Source organism: Streptomyces corynorhini, assembly GCF_003346515.1.
In the GTDB taxonomy this organism is placed as follows: domain Bacteria; phylum Actinomycetota; class Actinomycetes; order Streptomycetales; family Streptomycetaceae; genus Streptomyces; species Streptomyces corynorhini.
Genome location: NZ_QQNA01000262.1, coordinates 1 through 16649 on the forward strand (window position 1 = coordinate 1; position 16649 = coordinate 16649).

The 16649-nt window shown below is 72.7% G+C and carries 10 protein-coding genes; 3 read left to right on the forward strand and 7 right to left on the reverse strand.

Annotated features, from left to right (window positions below; translation table 11 throughout):
- Both DVH02_RS36480 and DVH02_RS27965 read left to right on the forward strand, forming a co-directional pair.
- Nucleotides 1-182, forward strand: a 182-nt coding sequence (locus DVH02_RS36480; protein WP_233518503.1) for a hypothetical protein, incomplete at its 5' end; no start/stop codon positions are given.
- 415 nt (nt 183-597) lie between these two features.
- Entirely contained in the window at nt 598-1662 is a 1065-nt protein-coding gene (locus DVH02_RS27965; RefSeq protein WP_114626640.1) for a lytic polysaccharide monooxygenase auxiliary activity family 9 protein, read from the forward strand.
- Between the two features lie 120 nt (nt 1663-1782).
- Here the strand turns inward: DVH02_RS27965 and DVH02_RS27970 are convergent, their stop codons facing one another.
- From DVH02_RS27970 to DVH02_RS27985, 4 genes are all read right to left on the reverse strand, one after another.
- Nucleotides 1783-2670 carry an esterase/lipase family protein gene (locus tag DVH02_RS27970; RefSeq protein ID WP_114626641.1) on the reverse strand — a complete coding sequence of 296 codons (888 nt, stop codon included), beginning with the start codon at nt 2668-2670 and terminating at the stop codon, nt 1783-1785.
- A 144-nt stretch (nt 2671-2814) separates the two neighbouring features.
- Nucleotides 2815-3864, reverse strand: a complete 1050-nt coding sequence (locus tag DVH02_RS27975; RefSeq protein WP_114626642.1) for a DNA polymerase Y family protein — start codon at nt 3862-3864, stop codon at nt 2815-2817.
- Nucleotides 3861-7361 (reverse strand): DNA polymerase III subunit alpha, encoded by a 3501-nt coding sequence (locus DVH02_RS27980; protein ID WP_114626643.1) that lies wholly within the window; start codon nt 7359-7361, stop codon nt 3861-3863. The genes DVH02_RS27975 and DVH02_RS27980 overlap by 4 nt, the downstream gene beginning before the upstream one ends.
- 242 nt (nt 7362-7603) lie before the next feature.
- Nucleotides 7604-8923: a S1 family peptidase gene (locus DVH02_RS27985; protein WP_114626644.1), complete on the reverse strand. Its 1320-nt coding sequence runs from the start codon at nt 8921-8923 to the stop codon at nt 7604-7606.
- 417 nt (nt 8924-9340) lie between these two features.
- Between DVH02_RS27985 and DVH02_RS27990 the strand changes: the two genes are divergently transcribed.
- Complete coding sequence (locus DVH02_RS27990) at nt 9341-10216, forward strand: alpha/beta fold hydrolase (RefSeq protein WP_199566443.1); 876 nt, start codon at nt 9341-9343, stop codon at nt 10214-10216.
- A gap of 173 nt (nt 10217-10389) precedes the next feature.
- Here DVH02_RS27990 and fxsT read toward each other — a convergent pair whose 3' ends face one another.
- The 3 genes from fxsT to DVH02_RS28005 form a co-directional block, all read right to left on the reverse strand.
- Nucleotides 10390-14403 (reverse strand): FxSxx-COOH system tetratricopeptide repeat protein, encoded by a 4014-nt coding sequence (gene fxsT, locus DVH02_RS27995; protein ID WP_114626645.1) that lies wholly within the window; start codon nt 14401-14403, stop codon nt 10390-10392.
- Nucleotides 14387-15742 carry an FxsC protein gene (gene fsxC / locus DVH02_RS28000; protein ID WP_158575946.1) on the reverse strand — a complete coding sequence of 452 codons (1356 nt, stop codon included), beginning with the start codon at nt 15740-15742 and terminating at the stop codon, nt 14387-14389. The genes fxsT and fsxC overlap by 17 nt, the downstream gene beginning before the upstream one ends.
- 119 nt (nt 15743-15861) lie before the next feature.
- Entirely contained in the window at nt 15862-16611 is a 750-nt protein-coding gene (locus DVH02_RS28005; protein WP_114626648.1) for an aminoglycoside N(3)-acetyltransferase, read from the reverse strand.
- Nucleotides 16612-16649 lie beyond the last annotated feature (38 nt).

The window sequence follows — 16649 nt, forward strand, 5'->3', positions numbered from 1 at the left end:
TCCTGTCCGCGTCGGCCACGGCGGCCGTGGCCGACGCGGACAGGAGGAGCGGCGCGGAGGAAGAGGAAGCGGAGGGAGCGGAGGAGGAAGAAGCAGGAGAGGAAGGGGAGGGAGGGGAGGGAGGCAGTGACATGGGTGAGCCTTTCGGGGATGCCGATGGGGCACTCCCGGCGGTCACCTAACGACGAGGGACCGTGCGGCCGTACGGAGGAGTGCCCGGCCTGCTGCAGCGGTGATGGGTCTCGCCTCCTTCGGTGGGGACGCGTCCGGTGGGACGTGTCCGGTGGGACGTGTCGTCGCTCGTGCGACGGTCACCCTACCCGAGCCGCCCGGCGCTGGCCCGAACCCGCCCCGTATCCGTGCGGACGCCGTCCCGTATCCGTGCCGACGCCGTCCCGTCCGCCCGCCAGGGCTCTTCCTCAGGGGTCGCTTAGCCTCGCCTTAAGCGGAGCATAAGAATCGCCTTCACCCCCTCCCAACAGCCGATTTCGCGGTGCGCGGCGGCTAGCTTGCTGATCGCTGGAGCGGTCCGGTGGCGGGGAGGCCGCCGGTCGCTCCGGCCGTTTTCCCCCTGCCGCTCAGAAGGAGAATCCGTTCATGACCCCTCGTCGTACGGCCATCGGGATCGTCACCCTGGGCCTCGCCCCGCTCGCGCTGGCCGGGCTCACCGCCACGCCCGCCGCCGCCCACGGGTCGATGACGGATCCGGTCAGCCGGGTCGCGGCGTGCTTCGCGGAGGGGCCGGAGAGCCCGCAGTCGGCGGCGTGCAAGGCGGCGGTCGCGGCCAGTGGCACGCAGGCGTTCTACGACTGGAACGAGGTCAACATCGCCGACGCCGCGGGGAACCACCGGCAGATCATCCCCGACGGCAAGCTGTGCAGCGCGGGCCGGGAGAAGTACCAGGGGCTCGATCTGGCCCGCGGCGACTGGCCGTCGTCCGCCATGACCGCCGGGAACCGGACCTTCCGCTACAAGGCCACCGCGCCGCACAAGGGCTCCTTCGAGCTGTACGTGACCAAGGACGGCTACGACCCGGCCAAGCCGCTGAAGTGGTCGGACCTGGAGGACAAGCCCTTCCTCACGGTCGCCGACCCGAAGCTGGAGGACGGCGCTTATGTCTTCAACGGCGTCGTCCCGAACAAGTCGGGCCGTCATCTGATCTACTCCGTCTGGCAGCGCTCGGACAGCCCGGAGGCCTTCTACACCTGCTCCGACGTGGTCTTCGGGCAGGACAACGGCAGCGCGGGCGCGCCGGCCGCCTCGGCGCCCACCGACGAGAAGATCGCGGACGGTACGGAGAAGTCCACCGTGGACCACAACGGCCATGGCGGGGACGGTGCGCACGCCGGTACGGGGAGCGAGCCCGCCGCCAAGGAGGCCGCGGCGTCGACCGGGGCCGCCGACGAGCCGACGGGCACCGCGGACGAGCCCGGCACCGCCGCCCCCAACGCCCCCGAGGCCAAGGCCGCGGGCGCCCCGGTCGAGCAGGGCGGCGGGCAGCCCTCGGGCGCGCGGGAGAACCTCGCCGAGACCGGTGGCAGCGACACCACCCCCTACCTCGCCGTCGGCGGCGCGGCGGCCCTCGCCGTGGGCGCGGCCGTGATGTTCGGTACGGCACGCCGCAGGACCGTCGCCACGTCCGGCGGGCGCCGCGGTCGCTGACGCTTCGAACCCCCGCTGACCCCACGAGCCCCGCGCGGCCGCCGGAAGGACCCGGCGGCCGCGCGGTCATGCGGTCATGCGGTCATGCGGTCATGCGGTCATGCGGTCATGCGGTCATGGTCAGCCGATCACCGACGCGCAGGTGGTCGGCGTGGCGCGCGCCGGGTCGAGCGCGTTGGTCACCTCGTGGAAGGCGATCCGGTCGATGAGGCCGATCGCCGCGTGTTCGGACAGGTCGAGCGGGCACAGGTCCTGGATGAGCACGTTCCGTACGTCGGAACCGGTCAGGAACTGGGAGCGGTACGGGGTGACGATCTCGTCGTACCGCGTCGCGATGACCGTGTAGCGCACCCCGGGGACCGTGTCGCCTCCCGCGTTGAGCTTGGTCAGCAGGGGGGATCCGGTGACCTGGTCGGTCAGCCCCGGGGTCTTGTCGGTCAGCAGGTCGGCCGCGTCGGGGAAGTACTTCAGCAGCCCGGTCAGCCCGAGCAGGGTGGTGCCGTGGTTGCTGGGGGCGATGCCGACCAGCGCGTTCACCTTCGGCGCCCCGCCGAGGAACTTGAGGTAGTAACGCGGCATCATGCCGCCCTGGGAGTGGCCGACGAGATCGGCCTTGGCGGCTCCGGTGGCCGCGAGCACCTTGTCCACGTAGGCCGCGAGCTGGCCGGCCGAGGCGTCGATGGGGCCGAGGCCGCCGAAGAAGGGGACGCCGGGGAGCTGGCCGTAGTCGAGGGAGAAGACGCAGTAGCCCCGGTTCACCAGGTACGGGGCGAGCCCGAGCCAGTTGTCGACGGAGTTGGCGAACGTGCCGTGGACGAGCACGACGGGGCGGGGATGGGCGGCGGAGGGCTTGCAGGCGTAGTTGTTCCAGCCGCTGCTCGGCGCGGCGGCGACGGCGGCGGATACGGGGGAGGCGGTCGCGGCGACGGCTGGGGTGACCGTGACCGTGACTGTGGCGGCCAGCAGCAGCGCGGTCAGGGTACCGAGCGCGCGCTTCCAGGGCAGCATCAGGCGATCTCCTTGCGGCTCAAGGGAAAAGCGATGGCTGTCAGCCCTGTGGCCCGGACCACATTTCTTGGCTGTGCATGTCAAGTTACGCATGAGTAGGCCGATGAAGGGAAGTTACGTGCCGGTAAAACTCCGGCGCCCCCCTCACGCGGCCAGCGGCCTCGGTCCGATCGCCAGCGCCCCCGGCACGATCGCCCGCGGACCGAACCTCGCCCGCGCCAGATCCGCCACCGCCTCGATCCGCCGCGCCCGCTCGTCCACCGGGTCGAACGTCAGCTGACGGGCGGCCCGTTCGACAGCCACCAGCCCCTCGGCCCGGACCGACAGGGCCCGCACCCGCGCCCGTTGCAGCCCGAGCGACGCGTGGAGGCGGTATGCGGCGGCGGCGAGCGCGGCCGAGTGGGCGGTCGGTTCGCGCAGCGTGCGCGTCCGGGTGGTCGTGGACCGGTCCGCGTAGCGCACGGTGAGCGTCAGCGAGCGGCAGACCCGGTCCGTGCCGCGCAGCCCGGTCCCCAGCTCCTCGGTGATCGAGAGCAGCGCCCGCCGGTGCCGCTCGTGGTCCAGCTCGTCCCGGGAGAAGGACCGTTCGGCCGCCACCGAGCGCGCGGCGGCGTTCGGGGCGACCCCCGTACGGTCGATGCCGCGCGCCTTCTCGTACAGCTCGCGCCCCGGGCGCACCCCCACGATCCGCTGGAGCGTGGCCAGCGGCACGTCCGCCGCCGCGCCGACGGTGCCGAGTCCGTACGAGCGCAACGCGCGGGCCGTCGCGGCGCCGACCCCGGGCAGCGCGGCGACCGGGCAGGGCGCCAGGAACTCCCGTACCGCGCGCTCGTCGTCCGCCACCACGCACGTCGTGCCGGGCGCGGCCCGCCGCGCGGCCATCCGCGCCAGCAGCGGGGTGGCGGCCACGCCGATCGCGCAGCCCGCGCCGAGGTGGGCGAGCGCCCGTACCCGCAGGACGGAGGCGATCCCGGTGGCGTCCCGCCCGAAGTACCGCCGCGCGCCGCGCACATCGACGAGCGCGGCGTCCGGCGGCAGCGCCTGGACCACGGGGCTGATGTCCTCGATCAGCCCGAGCAGCGCGGGCAGCGCCGCCCCGGCGGTCCCGCCGTGACCGTCACCGCCGTGACCATCGCCGCCGTGACCGTCGCCGCCGTGGCCGTCACCGCTCTGGAGCCGTACGCAGAGGATCATCCCGCGCTCCCCGGGCTGGCGTGCCAGAACTTCCGTCCGGTCGGCGCCCCTTCGCCGGGCGGGCGCAGATCCGCCCACGGGTTCAGCTCGTAGCCCGTGGACAGCCGGATGCGCCGGCCGGGGCCGCCCGACGCGCCGCCGGGGCCGGGCGCGGGCGCGTCCAGCGCCGCCGCGACCGCCTCCAGGCCGCCCGTCCTGCGCAGCTCCACCAGCTCCGCCAGGTTCCAGGCCGCCGCGCCCACCACGCTCAGGCTGCGCGCGCCGCGCCGCTGCACCACCCCGCGCACCAGCAGCAGCCAGGAGTGGAAGACGGTGTGCGCGCACGCCTCGTGGCTGTCGTCGAAGAAGGCGAGGTCGACCAGGCCCGTACCGTCGTCCAGCGTGGTGAAGATGACCCGCTTCCCGGAGCGGACCGGCGGGGTCTGGGTGGCCACCTTGGCGCCCGCGACCAGGACGGTCCTGCCGTGCTCCGCGTCCCGCAGCCGCTTGGCCGGCAGCGCCCCCAGCTCGTCCAGGAAGACGTGGTGGTCCTCCATCAGATGGCGGGAGGCGTCCATGCCGAGGACGCCCAGCTCGGCGCTGAGCCGCTCCGCGTCCCCCAGGTCGGGCAGCCCGGCGGGGGCCGTGTGGCGGCCCCCCTCCAGCGGGAGCTGATCGCCGTACGCGCCCGCGCCGCGCCGCGCGCCCGCCAGCTCGGACAGATGCAGCAGCAGATCACGGCGGTTGGCGCCGAACATGTCCAACGCGCCGACCTGCGCCAGCCGTTCGGCGACGGGACGGGCGGGTGCGGCCCGCTGCCAGAAGTCGCGCAGCGAGGAGTAGGGCTGTCCGGCCTCGATCCGCGCCGCCTCGGCCTCGCTGATGCCGTGCACGTCGAGGAGTGCCAGCCGCACCCCCCAGGTCCCGGCACTCCGCCCATGCCCACGATCAGACACCAGTTCGATTTTATGAGCGGCCGTCGACCGGTTCACATCCAGCGGCAGCACCGGCACCCCCCGCCGCCGCGCGTCCGCCAGCAGCAGCCGCTTGGGGTACATCCCCGGGTCGTGGGTGAGCAGTCCTGCGTAGAAGGCCGCCGGATGGTGCGCCTTGAGCCACGCCGACTGGTAGGTCGGTACGGCGAAGGCCACGGCGTGCGCCTTGCAGAAGCCGTACGAGCCGAACGCCTCGACGATCCCCCAGGCGCGCGCCACGACGTCGGGCGCGTACCCCTTCTCCCGGGTCCGCAGGTCGAACCAGGCGCGGATCCGGCCCAGCGACTCGGGGTCGGACAGCCCGCGCCGCACCTTGTCGGCCTCCTCCCGGCCGCAGCCGGTCATGATGTCCACCATCCGGATGATCTGCTCGTGGAAGACGACCACGCCGCAGGTCTCGCGCAGCGGTGCCTCCAGATCGGGGTGGGGGTAGCGGACCGGGGCACGGCCGTGCCGGGCCTCGATGAACGGCCGCACCATGTCGGCCGCCACCGGCCCCGGCCGGAACAGCGAGATGTCGACCACCAGGTCGTGGAAGGTGGCGGGCTGGAGCCTGCCGACCAGATCGCGCTGGCCCGGCGACTCGATCTGGAAGCAGCCCAGCGTCTCGGCGGACCGGATCAGCCGGTAGGTCTCCGGGTCGCCCTCCGGCACCCGCTCCGGATCGTCGATGTCCACCGTCTCCCCGGTGGCCCGCGCGATCTCGGCGACCGCGTGCGCCATCGCCGACTGCATCCGCACACCCAGCACATCGAGTTTGAGCAGTCCCAGGTCCTCGACGTCCTCCTTGTCGAACTGGGACATGGGGAAGTGCTCGCCGCTGGTCGGCACCACCGGGGTACGGCGCAGCAGCGAGGCGTCCGAGAGCAGCACTCCGCACGGGTGCATGGCGACGCCGCGCGGCAGCGCGTCCAGCGCCTCCACCAGCTCCCACAGCCGGGCGTGTCTCTCCTTGTCCCGCGCCACCTCGCGCAGCTCGGGCAGCTCCTCCATCGCGGCGCGGGCGTCCCTGGCCCGGATGTGCGGGAACGCCTTGGCGATCCGGTCGATCTCGGCGGGGTCCATGGACAGGGCCGCGCCCACGTCCCGTACGGCGTGCCGCACCCGGTAGGTCTCCGGCATGGCGACGGCCGCGACCCGGCTCGGGCCGAAGCGGTCGAGGATCGCGCGGTAGACCTCCAGCCTGCGGGCGGACTCGACGTCGATGTCGATGTCGGGCAGACCGGGCCGCCGGGTGGAGAGGAACCGTTCCATCAGCAGCCCGTGCGCGACCGGATCGGCGTGCGCGATGCCCAGCAGATGGTTGACCAGGGAACCGGCGCCCGAGCCGCGCGCGGCGACCCGGATGCCCATCCCCCGGATGTCGTCGACGACCCCGGCGACCGTGAGGAAGTACGAGGCGAAGCTCATCCGGTCGATCGTGCGCAGCTCGGCGTCGAGCCGGGCCCAGTACTCCCGGTGGTCGCCGCGCCGGTCGTAGCCGCGCAGCACCATCCCGGCGGCGGCGCGCGAGCGCAGCACCCGGGAGGCGGTACGGCGGTCCGCGCCGACCAGCCGGGGTTCGGGGAAGTGGACGGAGCCGAGTCCGAGATCGTCCTCGGGGTCGACCAGGCAGGCCGCCGCGGTCTCCTCGGTCAGGGCGAGCAGCCGGTGCGCGGTGTCGCGGCGGAACCCGGCGGCCTCGGCGACCAGCTCGGCGGTACGGGCCATCGCGGCCGGGTCCTTGAGCCAGCGCTCGCCGCTGTCCAGGCCCCGGCGCGGATCGACGGGGACCAGCAGCCGGGCCGCGTCCAGCACATCGGCGACCGGGCCCTGTCCGGGGTCGGCGTAGCGCACGGCGTTGCTGAGCACCGGGCGTACGCCCTGTTCCGCGGCGAAGCCGAGGGTACGGGCGGCATGGCGCAGCGAGCCGGGACCGGTGCCCGCGCCCGTACCGCCGCGCCCGTGGTGCACGACCTCCAGCCGCAGCGCGTCGCCGTAGATCTCCCGCCAGGGCGCCAGCAGCCGGGCGGCCCGGTCGGGGCGGCCCGCCGCGAGGGCGCGGCCGGTCTCGGAGTCCGGGCCGAGGAGGACGGTCAGTCCCGCGCCGTGGTTGTCGGGCCAGGGCAGCAGCGGGCCGCCCTCACCGGCCGCGTGCGCGGTGGAGACGAGCCGGCACAGGTCAGCCCAGCCCGCCGCGCCGTCCCTGGCGAGGAAGAGCGCGCGGGGCGCGGACTCGTCGATGAAGGCGCCGCCGCGTACGGGGGTGCGCCGGCGCGCGGCGGGGCCGGTGTGCCGCTCGCCCGGATCCGGCTCGCGGGCCGGTCGCCCGCCCACCGCCAGCTGCGCGCCGAAGACCGGCCGCACGCCCTCCCTGGCGCACGCCTTGGCGAAGCGGACGGCGCCCGCGAGGGTGTCGCGGTCGGTCAGGGCGACGGCGTCCATACCGCGCTCGGCGGCGCGCCGCGCCAGCCGTTCCGGGTGGGAGGCCCCGTAGCGCAGGGAGAATCCGGAGACGGTGCGCAGATGCGTGAAGCCGGGCATCCGCACCTCCTGGATTCCTGGATCAGTCCGTATTCCACCCCCCTCGTGGCTCTCCACCATAGACCAAGTTTCGAACGTGCGTGCGATACGTTTCTGGCGCCCCGGACACACGGCAGGAGCCCGGACCGCCGAGCGGGCGGTCCGGGCTCCTGCGCTGAGCCGGTGGTGCGTGTGGGGGGAAACGGGCCGGTCAGCGGGCCGACCGGTGGGGCAGGTAGGGCAGGTGGGACAGGTGGGACAGGTCAGTGCGACCTGCTGCCACTCCGGTGGCCATAGCCGTTGCCGTTGCCGTTCGCGTTTCCGGCCTCGTCACCCGCCTGGTCGCCCGCATCGTCGCCCGCCTGGTCGCCGACAGCGTCCCCGGCCTGGTCCCCGGCCTGGTCACCAGCCGCGTCACCCGCGCCGTCCCCGGCCTGGTCGCCCGCCGCGTCACCCGCGCCGTCACCCGCACCGGCGCCCTCGCCCGCGCCCGATCCGGCGCCGATCTCCGCGCCGACCGCAGCGAGCGCCGTCGTCACCGGCTGGAAGAACGTCTCGCCGCCCGAGGTGCAGTCACCGCTGCCGCCCGAGGTCAGCCCCAGCGCCGTGTCACCGGCGAAGAGCGAGCCGCCACTGTCGCCCGGCTCGGCGCAGACGGTGGTCTGGATGAGCCCGTTGACGATATCGCCGTTGCCGTAGTTCACCGTGGCGTCGAGCCCGGTGACCTGGCCGTCGGAGACCTCGGTGGTGGAGCCGCTGCGGACCACCTGCTGCCCGACGACCGCCTCGCCCGCCTGGGTGATCGGCTGGCTGCTGCCGTCGTAGAGGTTCACCTCGCTGGGGGCGTCCGTCGCGGCGTCGTCGTACGCGACCAGGCCGAAGTCGCTCACCGGGAAGGTGGAGGCGACGGTCGTCCCGATCCGGGCGCCCTGCGCGTCGGACCAGGTCTGGATGGATTCCGTGCAGTGCCCGGCGGTCAGGAAGTGCGGTGCGCCGTCCTTGACCACGTTGAAGCCGAGCGAGCAGCGCGCGTTGCCGCCCAGGATCGGGTCGCCGCCGGAGACGAAGGTCTTGAACTCCCCGGCCGACTTCTTCAGTTCGGCCTTGCCGCCGAGCGTCTCCACCACGCCGCTGAGCTTGTCCCACGCGTCACCGGTGACCGTACGGTCCGCCGTGACGACCACCTTGTTGGTGACCGGGTCGACCGCCCAGGACGTCCCCGGGACGGTGGCCCGGTCGGCGAGGGTCTGCCGGGCGCTCTTCAGCTCGGCCGTCGAGTTCTGTACGATTCTGGCCTTGCCGCCCGCCCGCCGTACGGTCTCGGCCGCCGACTCGTCGACGACGTTCATCACGAGGGCCTTGGTCCCGGCCTCGTAGTACCAGCCGGCCGCGCTCTCGCCGAGATTCCCGTTGAGAGTGGACGCCAGGGTGCCGGCCGCCGGCGCCGACAGGGTTTTCAGCTTGAACTGAGGCTTTTCCTCACTGGCGTTCGCATTCTGGAGCGTGACACCCGCGATGGCCAGCGCCACCACGGCGCCGCCCGCCATGGTCACACGCTTCTTGGATATACGCCGATGGCTCAAGATCAACCTCCTGTGGGGCCCATGCCGGAGTGATGTGGGGGGTTCTGGCACGGGGATGAGGTCGCCCACTATTGCGAGACTTTTCGACCGAACACAAGGTCGACTTCCGGACGATCGGCCGGGCCGAGGTGTCAGCCGGGCGGCGATGCCGAAGTCCCTGCTGGGAAAGGGTTTTCAGGCCCGCGGAACACATGGGGTGACGGCCGCGTCGGCGACCGGTGAGGACTAGTCCTGTCCTGAATTCGAGCCACGTACGAACGGTGTTTTTTGTTCACGTTCAACGATGTGACCTTACAGATTCGGCTCCGAGCCTGGACAATCGTCGTGAAACCGGGCCCGTGCTCGAAAAGGCCCGTACAGCGGTGAGTTCCGGCCGGTCGGATTACGTATCACGTACGTAGGGCGAGAGGGGCAGGGGTGCGACGTCGGGTGCGCGCGGCGGACGGGCGGCATCTGATGGTCGAGCGGCTGGGGGACCCGCGCGGCAGACCGGTCTTCCTGCTGCACGGCACACCGGGCAGCAGGCTCGGCCCCGCCCCGCGCGGCATGGTGCTCTACCAGCGGGGCATGCAGCTGATCGCCTACGACCGGCCCGGATACGGCGGTTCCGACCGCCTCGAAGGGCGCAGCGTCGCCGATGTGGTCCAGGACGTGACGGCGATCGCCGACGCGCTCGGGCTCGAACGCTTCGCGGTCGCGGGCCGCTCGGGCGGTGCGCCGCACGCCCTGGCCTGCGCGGCGCTGCTGCCCGAGCGGGTGACCCGTACCGCCGCGCTGGTCCCCCTCGCGCCGTGGGACGCGGCCGGGCTCGACTGGTTCGAGGGCATGGCCGCCTCGAACGTGGCGGAGTACACCACCGCGCACCGGGACCCGGGCGGGGTGGCCGCCCGGCTCACCCCGCGCGCCGACGCGATCAGGAAGAACCCGGTGCGGCTGCTGGACGATCTGCGCAGGGAGCTGACCGACTCCGACCGCCTGGTGGTCTCCGACGCCGGGGTCAGGACGATGCTGCTGCGCAACTACCAGGAGGCGCTGCGCGGTTCGGCGTACGGCTGGATCGACGACGCCCTCGCCTTCGCCGGGCCCTGGGGGTTCGACCCGGCCGACATCCGGCGGCCCGTGCTGCTGTGGCACGGCGAGAAGGACGTGTTCTCCCCGGTCGGCCACTCCCGCTGGCTCGCGGAACGGATCCCGGGCGCCACGGCCGTGCTGGAGCCGGCCGCCGCGCACTTCGACGCGCTGCACGCGCTGCCCCGGATCCTGACCTGGCTGCTGGACGACCGGACCGGGTGAGCGCGGACGGACACCCCGGACGGACACCCCGGGTGGACACCCCAGGTGGACACCCCGGACGCACGGCTCCGAAACGGCCGTGCCCCGGGCGGACGGCCCCGAAACGGGCGGCCCCGAACGGCCGTGCCCCGGGGATCAATAGAACCCGCCCGTCCGCCCGGGGCCCGGCCGCGTCACACCGCCATCGGCTCCAGATCCCGGTAGACCCGCCGGTCGTCCCGGGCGAACCGGGTCAGCGTGTGGTCCTCGCCCAGCAGCCGTACCAGCTCCTCCACCGTCTCCACCCGCAGCTGCGCCGCGTCCGCCTTGCGCCCCAGCGCCCCCAGCGTGACGCACATGTTGGAGGCGATGGCCAGCGTCTCGGGGTGGTGCGCGCCCAGCGCCACGCGCAGCCCGGCGACGGCGCCGCGCTCCATCACCAGCGCCTCGTCCAGCTCGCCCAGATCCGCCTTGGCGCTGGCGAGGGCGACCGTGCAGAAGAGCGTGTGCGGATGGCCGTCGCCCAGCACCTCCCGCATCGTCCTCAGCGCACCCTGGAGCAGCTGCTCCGCCAACTCGGGCGCTCCGCAGCCCCAGTGGTAGATGGCCAGGTCGCTGAGGGCGGCGAGGGTGTGCGGATGCCGCTCCCCCGGCACCCGCCGGTACTGTTCGACGACCTCCTGTGCCACGTCCCGCGCCGCGACCGGTTCCCCGGCGGCGAAGTGGTCGGCCGCCAGGTTCAGATCGCAGGCCAGTGAGTCGGGAGTGGCCTCCGATCCGTACTTGGTCCGGTAGCGGCCCCGCGTGGCGGTGGTCAGCCGCCGCGCGTCCTCCAGCCGGTCCGCCCTGCGCAGCGACACGGCGAGGCTCTTGGCCGCCGCCAGCGTGTCGGGGAAGAGGGGGCCCAGTTGTTCCTTGTAGAGGGCGTACGTCCGGCTGAGCAGCGTGACCGACTCCTCGTAGCGGCCGATGTCCCGCAGGTCGCGGGCCAGGTTGGCGGCCGAGGCGAGGGTGTACGGATGGCCGGGGCCCAGGACGGCGGTCCTGCGGTCGAAGACGTCCTGGTCCATCTCGCGCGCCTCGGCGTAGCGGCCGACCATCCGCAGGGCCAGCGCGCGGTTGTTGGCGGCGGCCAGGCTCCTGGGGTGGGACTCGTGGAAGATCCCGCTGAATCCCTCGTGCGCCTCGGCGGCCAGCTCCATCGCCTTGGCGTACGAGCCGAGTGTCATGAAGTCGGTGGCCAGCGCGCTGGTGGTCATATAGGTGTGCGGATGGGTGGGGCCGAGCACGGCGCGCTGCCGGTCCAGGGTCACCTCGTCCAGCTCCCGCGCCTCCACGTAACGGCCCAGGGAGCGGTAGATGTTGGAGAGGTGGAAGCGCAGATACAGATATTGCGGGTCGGTGTCGCCGAGCGTCTCGCGCCAGTCGTCGCGCAGCTCCCCGGCGAGTTCGAAGGCGGCCGGCCAGTCACCGCGCTTCCACAGGTAGCGCACCCGGTCGATCATCAGCCTGCGGGTCTCGGGCCACCGGCACAGACCGGCCTCGGAGACGATGAGGTGCGGCCAGATCGTGGCGAACCGGTCCCAGCTGGCGGGGTCGTCGATCGGCTCGTCGCCGTCGGGTCTGGCACCGGCGAGGATACGGTGCACGGCGTGCCGGGCGGCGCGCTGCTCACCCTCGGTGAGCTGCGCCCTGATGATCGCCTGGACCAGCCGGTGCACCTGGATGCTGTTGCCCACCTGGTCGACCTTGGCCAGCGCGAACCGGCCGATCTCACGGATCACCCGGCCCAGCACCAGCGTCTCCTGGAGGGAGACGTCGTACGGCTTCAGCTCCTCGATCATCTCCTTGCCGTAGAGGAGGTCCGCGGAGATCGGCTCAGGTGCAAAAAAGGCGCAGAGCTGGAGCAGCCGTACGGCGGCGGGCGAGCGCTCCTTGAGCTGCTCGATGGAGATGTTCCAGGTCGCCGCGACGGGTTGCGGATAGCCCGCCGGCTGGTTGAGCGCGAGCACGCCGGCCGCCTGCCGGCCCAGCTGGTCCAGGTATTCGGAGACGGGGGTGGCGGTCTCCGCGATCCAGGCCGCCGCCTGTTCGACGGCGAGCGGCAGGTCGCCGACGGCGGTGGCCACCTGGTCGGCGTCCCGCGCGCTCAGCCCGGGGGCGCGCCGCTGGAGGTGCTCGACGGACTCCTCGCGCAGGAAGACGTCGACGGGCAGGGCGTCGCCGTACTGCGACCAGCTCTGGTTGCGCGAGGTGACCAGGACATGTCCGGGACCGCCGGGCGGCAGGAAGCGCTGGAGCTGTTCCGGGTCGTCCGCGTTGTCGAAGACCAGCAGCCAGCGCGGCGAGGGGACGCCGCGCCGCAGCAGGTCGACGGCCTCCTGCGAGGCCGCCGCCATGTCGTCGCCCTGCGCCCCGAGCCGTACGGCGAGTTCGGCGAGTCCCGCGACCACGTCGGCGGTCTGCTCGGAGGAGATCCACCAGATCAGGTCGTAGTCGGCCATGAAGCGGTGGACGTACTCCAGCGCGACCTGTGTCTTGCCGATCCCGCCGAGCCCGTACAGCGTCTGCGGCTGCGGCAGCACCACGGCCAGGCCGCCGCCGAGCTGGTCGCGCATCCGCTCCAGGACCGAGGAGCGGCCGGTGAAGCCGGGGTTGCGGGAGGGGGCGTTCCAGATCTTGGGTACGGTGCCGGGGAAGCGCGGCCCCGGCGCGACGGCGTCGGCGAGCTGCACGGACCGTTCCAGGGCGCGCAGCAGCACGGTGGTGGCGTGCGCCTCGTCCAGCCGGAAGAGGTCCACGGGGTTGCGGTCGATGTACGGGGCGGTGAGCCGGACGTCCCCGACCCGTACGGGCACCACCTGGCCCCTGACCCCGCCCGGGTCCTCGGAGACGGCGCGCGACCACGCCTCCTGAGCCCGCGCGGACTTGAGGTGCGCGGTGGAGAGCAGGACGACCGTGCGGGCGGCGGACTCGGGCGGGACCAGGGAGGCCCCGCTCCCGCCGAGCGTCCCCGATCCGCCGGATCCGCCGCGCGTCGCCGGTCCGCCGGTCGCGCCGGATCCGGCGGCGCCGCTCCCGGCGGGTTCGGCGGAGACGTCGCGCGGCACCACCCGGAAACCGGCCCGGGTGAGCACCGATTCGGCCCAGTCGGCCCACATCCGGTTCTCGGCGACGTAGTGCAGATGGAGATCGGCGGGCAGGGAGGGCCTGCGGCGGGTGAAGGCGTCCCTGATCCGCAGCCTGGTCTCCTCGCCGACCGCGGGCATCGAGGTGACGGCGCCCTCGGTGACGTAGCCGGTGAGCCGTTCGAAGGCGGAGAGCAGGGAGTTGCTCAGCCCCGCCTCGTCGCCGAAGGTCGCCAGGGTCTCCTCGTACGCGTAGTAGGGCCGGTAGGGGATCTCCACCGCGCCCCAGTAGGCGGTCAGCCGCTCCCCGGTGAGGCCGCTGGGGAAGCGGTCGAACTTCACCCGGGCGAGCGCGCGTCCCGCGTCGGCCTTCTCCTTCTCCCCCTCGTCGATGCGCATCGGCACGGGGAGGATCCGGATGCCCCGGCCGCCGTAGCGCTCGTCGATCTGGCGGGCCACCGCGGCGGCGCCGTCGATGGACTGGTCGCTGAGGGTGAAGCAGTCGACGAGGATGTCGGGCAAATGGACGGTGCAGATGTCGGCGATGTCGCTCAGCCCGGTTCTGCTGTCGATGAGGACGTAGTCGTAGTGGGCCTTCATGTCCTCGCGCAGGGCGTCGAAGAAGTGGCCGCCGCCGAGCCGGTCGTAGAAGTTGTCCCAGTCGAAGGTGGAGACGGTCGCGGAGTACTCGCGGTTCTGCCGGCCCGCCGAGACGAAGTCGAGGGTGCCGCCGGCCGGGAAGTCCCAGCCCAGGTGGACCGGGGCGAGCGAGACGGCGTGCGGCCGCACGCGCGCGTACTCGCGGTGCCAGTCGTCGGGGCGCTCCGCCGGGCTGGTCGCGGCCCACGCGTACTCGGTGATCAGGTCGATGACGCCGGTGGTGGCGCCGAGGGTGGCGGGGTCGAGGAACGGGTGGAAGAACCGGTGCAGTCCTGGGGCCTCCAGGTCCCAGTCGACCGCCAGGACCCGCCGCCCGCTGGCGGCGAGGATCCAGGCCGTGTTGGCCAGGGCCATGGTGCGGCCCGTACCCCCCTTGTAGGAGTAGAAGGTGACGATGCGTCCGTCACGACGTGCTGTCATCCGTGTCCTCCGCATCGGGCGCCAGGTCGTGCGTCTGGGGAACGTAGTGCGTCGTGGCGTACTCGGCGGCCATCGGGCCGCGCAGCCGGGGCCGCTCCATGTGGCCGCCGCCGGTTGGCGGGTAGGCCGTCGCGTGTTTCAGATACTGCTGGGCGGCGGCCTCGACGATCTGGGGCAGCAGTTGGCCGAACGCCTCCATGCTGGGCACGCCTCTGGCGGCGGCCCGGGAGGCGGCGCGGCCCTGCCCCGTCTTCTTGGGCATGGTCCGCTCCAGCCAGTCGCTCAGCTCGGCCTCGGCCGCCCGGCTCTGTTCGTCCTCGCGGTTCCACGGCACGATCACCGACACCCAGGGCCGGTGCTCGGCGTCGAAGGCGGCGAGCCGCTCGCGCTGTTCCTCGTCGCGCAGGGCCCACCGGTCGAGGAGCAGGATCTCCGGTCTGCCGGGCTCCTGCTTGCCCTCGTGGGGGACGAACACCTCGTCGAACGAGATGATGTCCGCCTGGTAGTTGAGCGAACGCACCAGGTCCCGGGCGACATAGGCGAGCGGCCGTGTGGAGTCGGGGTGGTACGGGTTCCAGTCCTGGGCCATGTCCCCGTAGTAGTGCGAGGTACGGCCCTCGGGCAGGTCGTGCCGGGTCGGGGCGGCCACGGTGACCTGCAGGGGGCGCGGCCCGCCGCTGGCGCCGAAGGCGCTGGGCACGTTGCGGTAGTCGACGGGGCGCCCGGGACCTATCGCGGAGGAGTCGGCGACGCTGACGATGCGTTTGGCGAGTTCGTAGACGGCCCGTTCGTACTCCGCCTCGAATATGCGGAGTTTGACCAGACCGTAGAGGCCCTCGGTGACGTAGAGGTCCCCGAAGTCACGGTGGTTGAACTGCAACCGCTCGGCCGGGCCCGGCAGTTGCTCGGGCGGCACCGGCCACCACAGGGCGGGCACGATCGCCTCGGCCGTGGTGTTGTTCTTGGCCTGTTCGTAGATGACGCGCTGGGCGAAGGCGTACCACTCCTTGCCGCACATCTCGCTGGCGAAGTAGCGCGGCGAGAACAGCGGCACGAACACCCGGCAGGTGGCCAGCATGTCGGCGAGCCGCTCGGACCAGCCCTCGCCCGAGCGCATGTCCTGGTCGATGAATCCGGCCTGGGCCCCGGCCGGGAGATCCGTCATGGCCATCACATGGCCGCACAGATCGCCGAAGAGCTTCTCCACCCATAGGTCCGGGTCCGGTCCTCCGACACCGTTCCTCGGCGTGTGCGCATAGCTCAGAAAGAAATACGGCCGATGGTCAGCCGCTCTCCGCCGCGATGACGCGTGCACACGACCCCCGTCCTGTGTGAGCACCCGCCTCCGCCGATCACCGGGAGGCGGGCGAATCGAAGACCTGGCACACGAGAGAGAGTGGATCAGGTCATCATCATTCCGAAGCCGAGTCTCCTTCCTCCCCCCTCCCGCCCGGTCAATCACCGCCGGTTTTCGGTCATCCAGCACTCCGCGTGAGCGACCGCGTCCTTTACCGGGAACAGTCTTGTGACCGTTTCTCCCAGTTGTCCCGTCTGTGCCACTCCCCAGCCGAATGACGACCCGATCTTCTCGAAATCGCTGTCGTCCAGGACGACATCCTCATATTCCACCCAACGTGACTTCCCGTCCGGCGCTTTCACCACACAGCGATAGGAACGGGTGGGCGCGTCGGGCCGGTATTCCGCGAGATGGAAGGCGGTGCAGGCGGCGAATCCCACATTGATCATCAGTACCCGCGCGCCCGCGTCGGCCAGCGCGCCGAGCGGGGAGCCGGGCCCCAGATGGCTGTCGAGCGGATGCCGCGCCAGCAGTTCGGCGGCCCGCCGTCCGAGCGCGGCGAACGAGGACTGCGGGTGCGCGCTGCGTACGGCGCCCCGCGCGGTGCGTACGGACTCGGCCAGCCGGCCCATCCCCGGGCACGGCGTGCTCGCCGCGTCGAAGGCGGGCATGGCGGCGCGGAACGCCGCCGCCCCGCGTCTGGTCATCCCCCGGACGCGGGCCAGATGGGCCGCGGAGGTGTCGGAGTTCTCCTCGGTGAAGGCGGGGACGACCAGCGTGCCGTCCTCGCCCAGCGCCGTCAGCAGCGCCTCGCGCAGGGGCACCGCGTCCAGCCCGGTGCCGCGCAGCGAGGCGTGGACGAGCAGCGTCGCGCCGGGGGTGACGCCGAGCGTGGTCAGCTCACGGGCCAGCCGGACGACATCGGTCGCGGACGGGGGCGTCGGCGCGG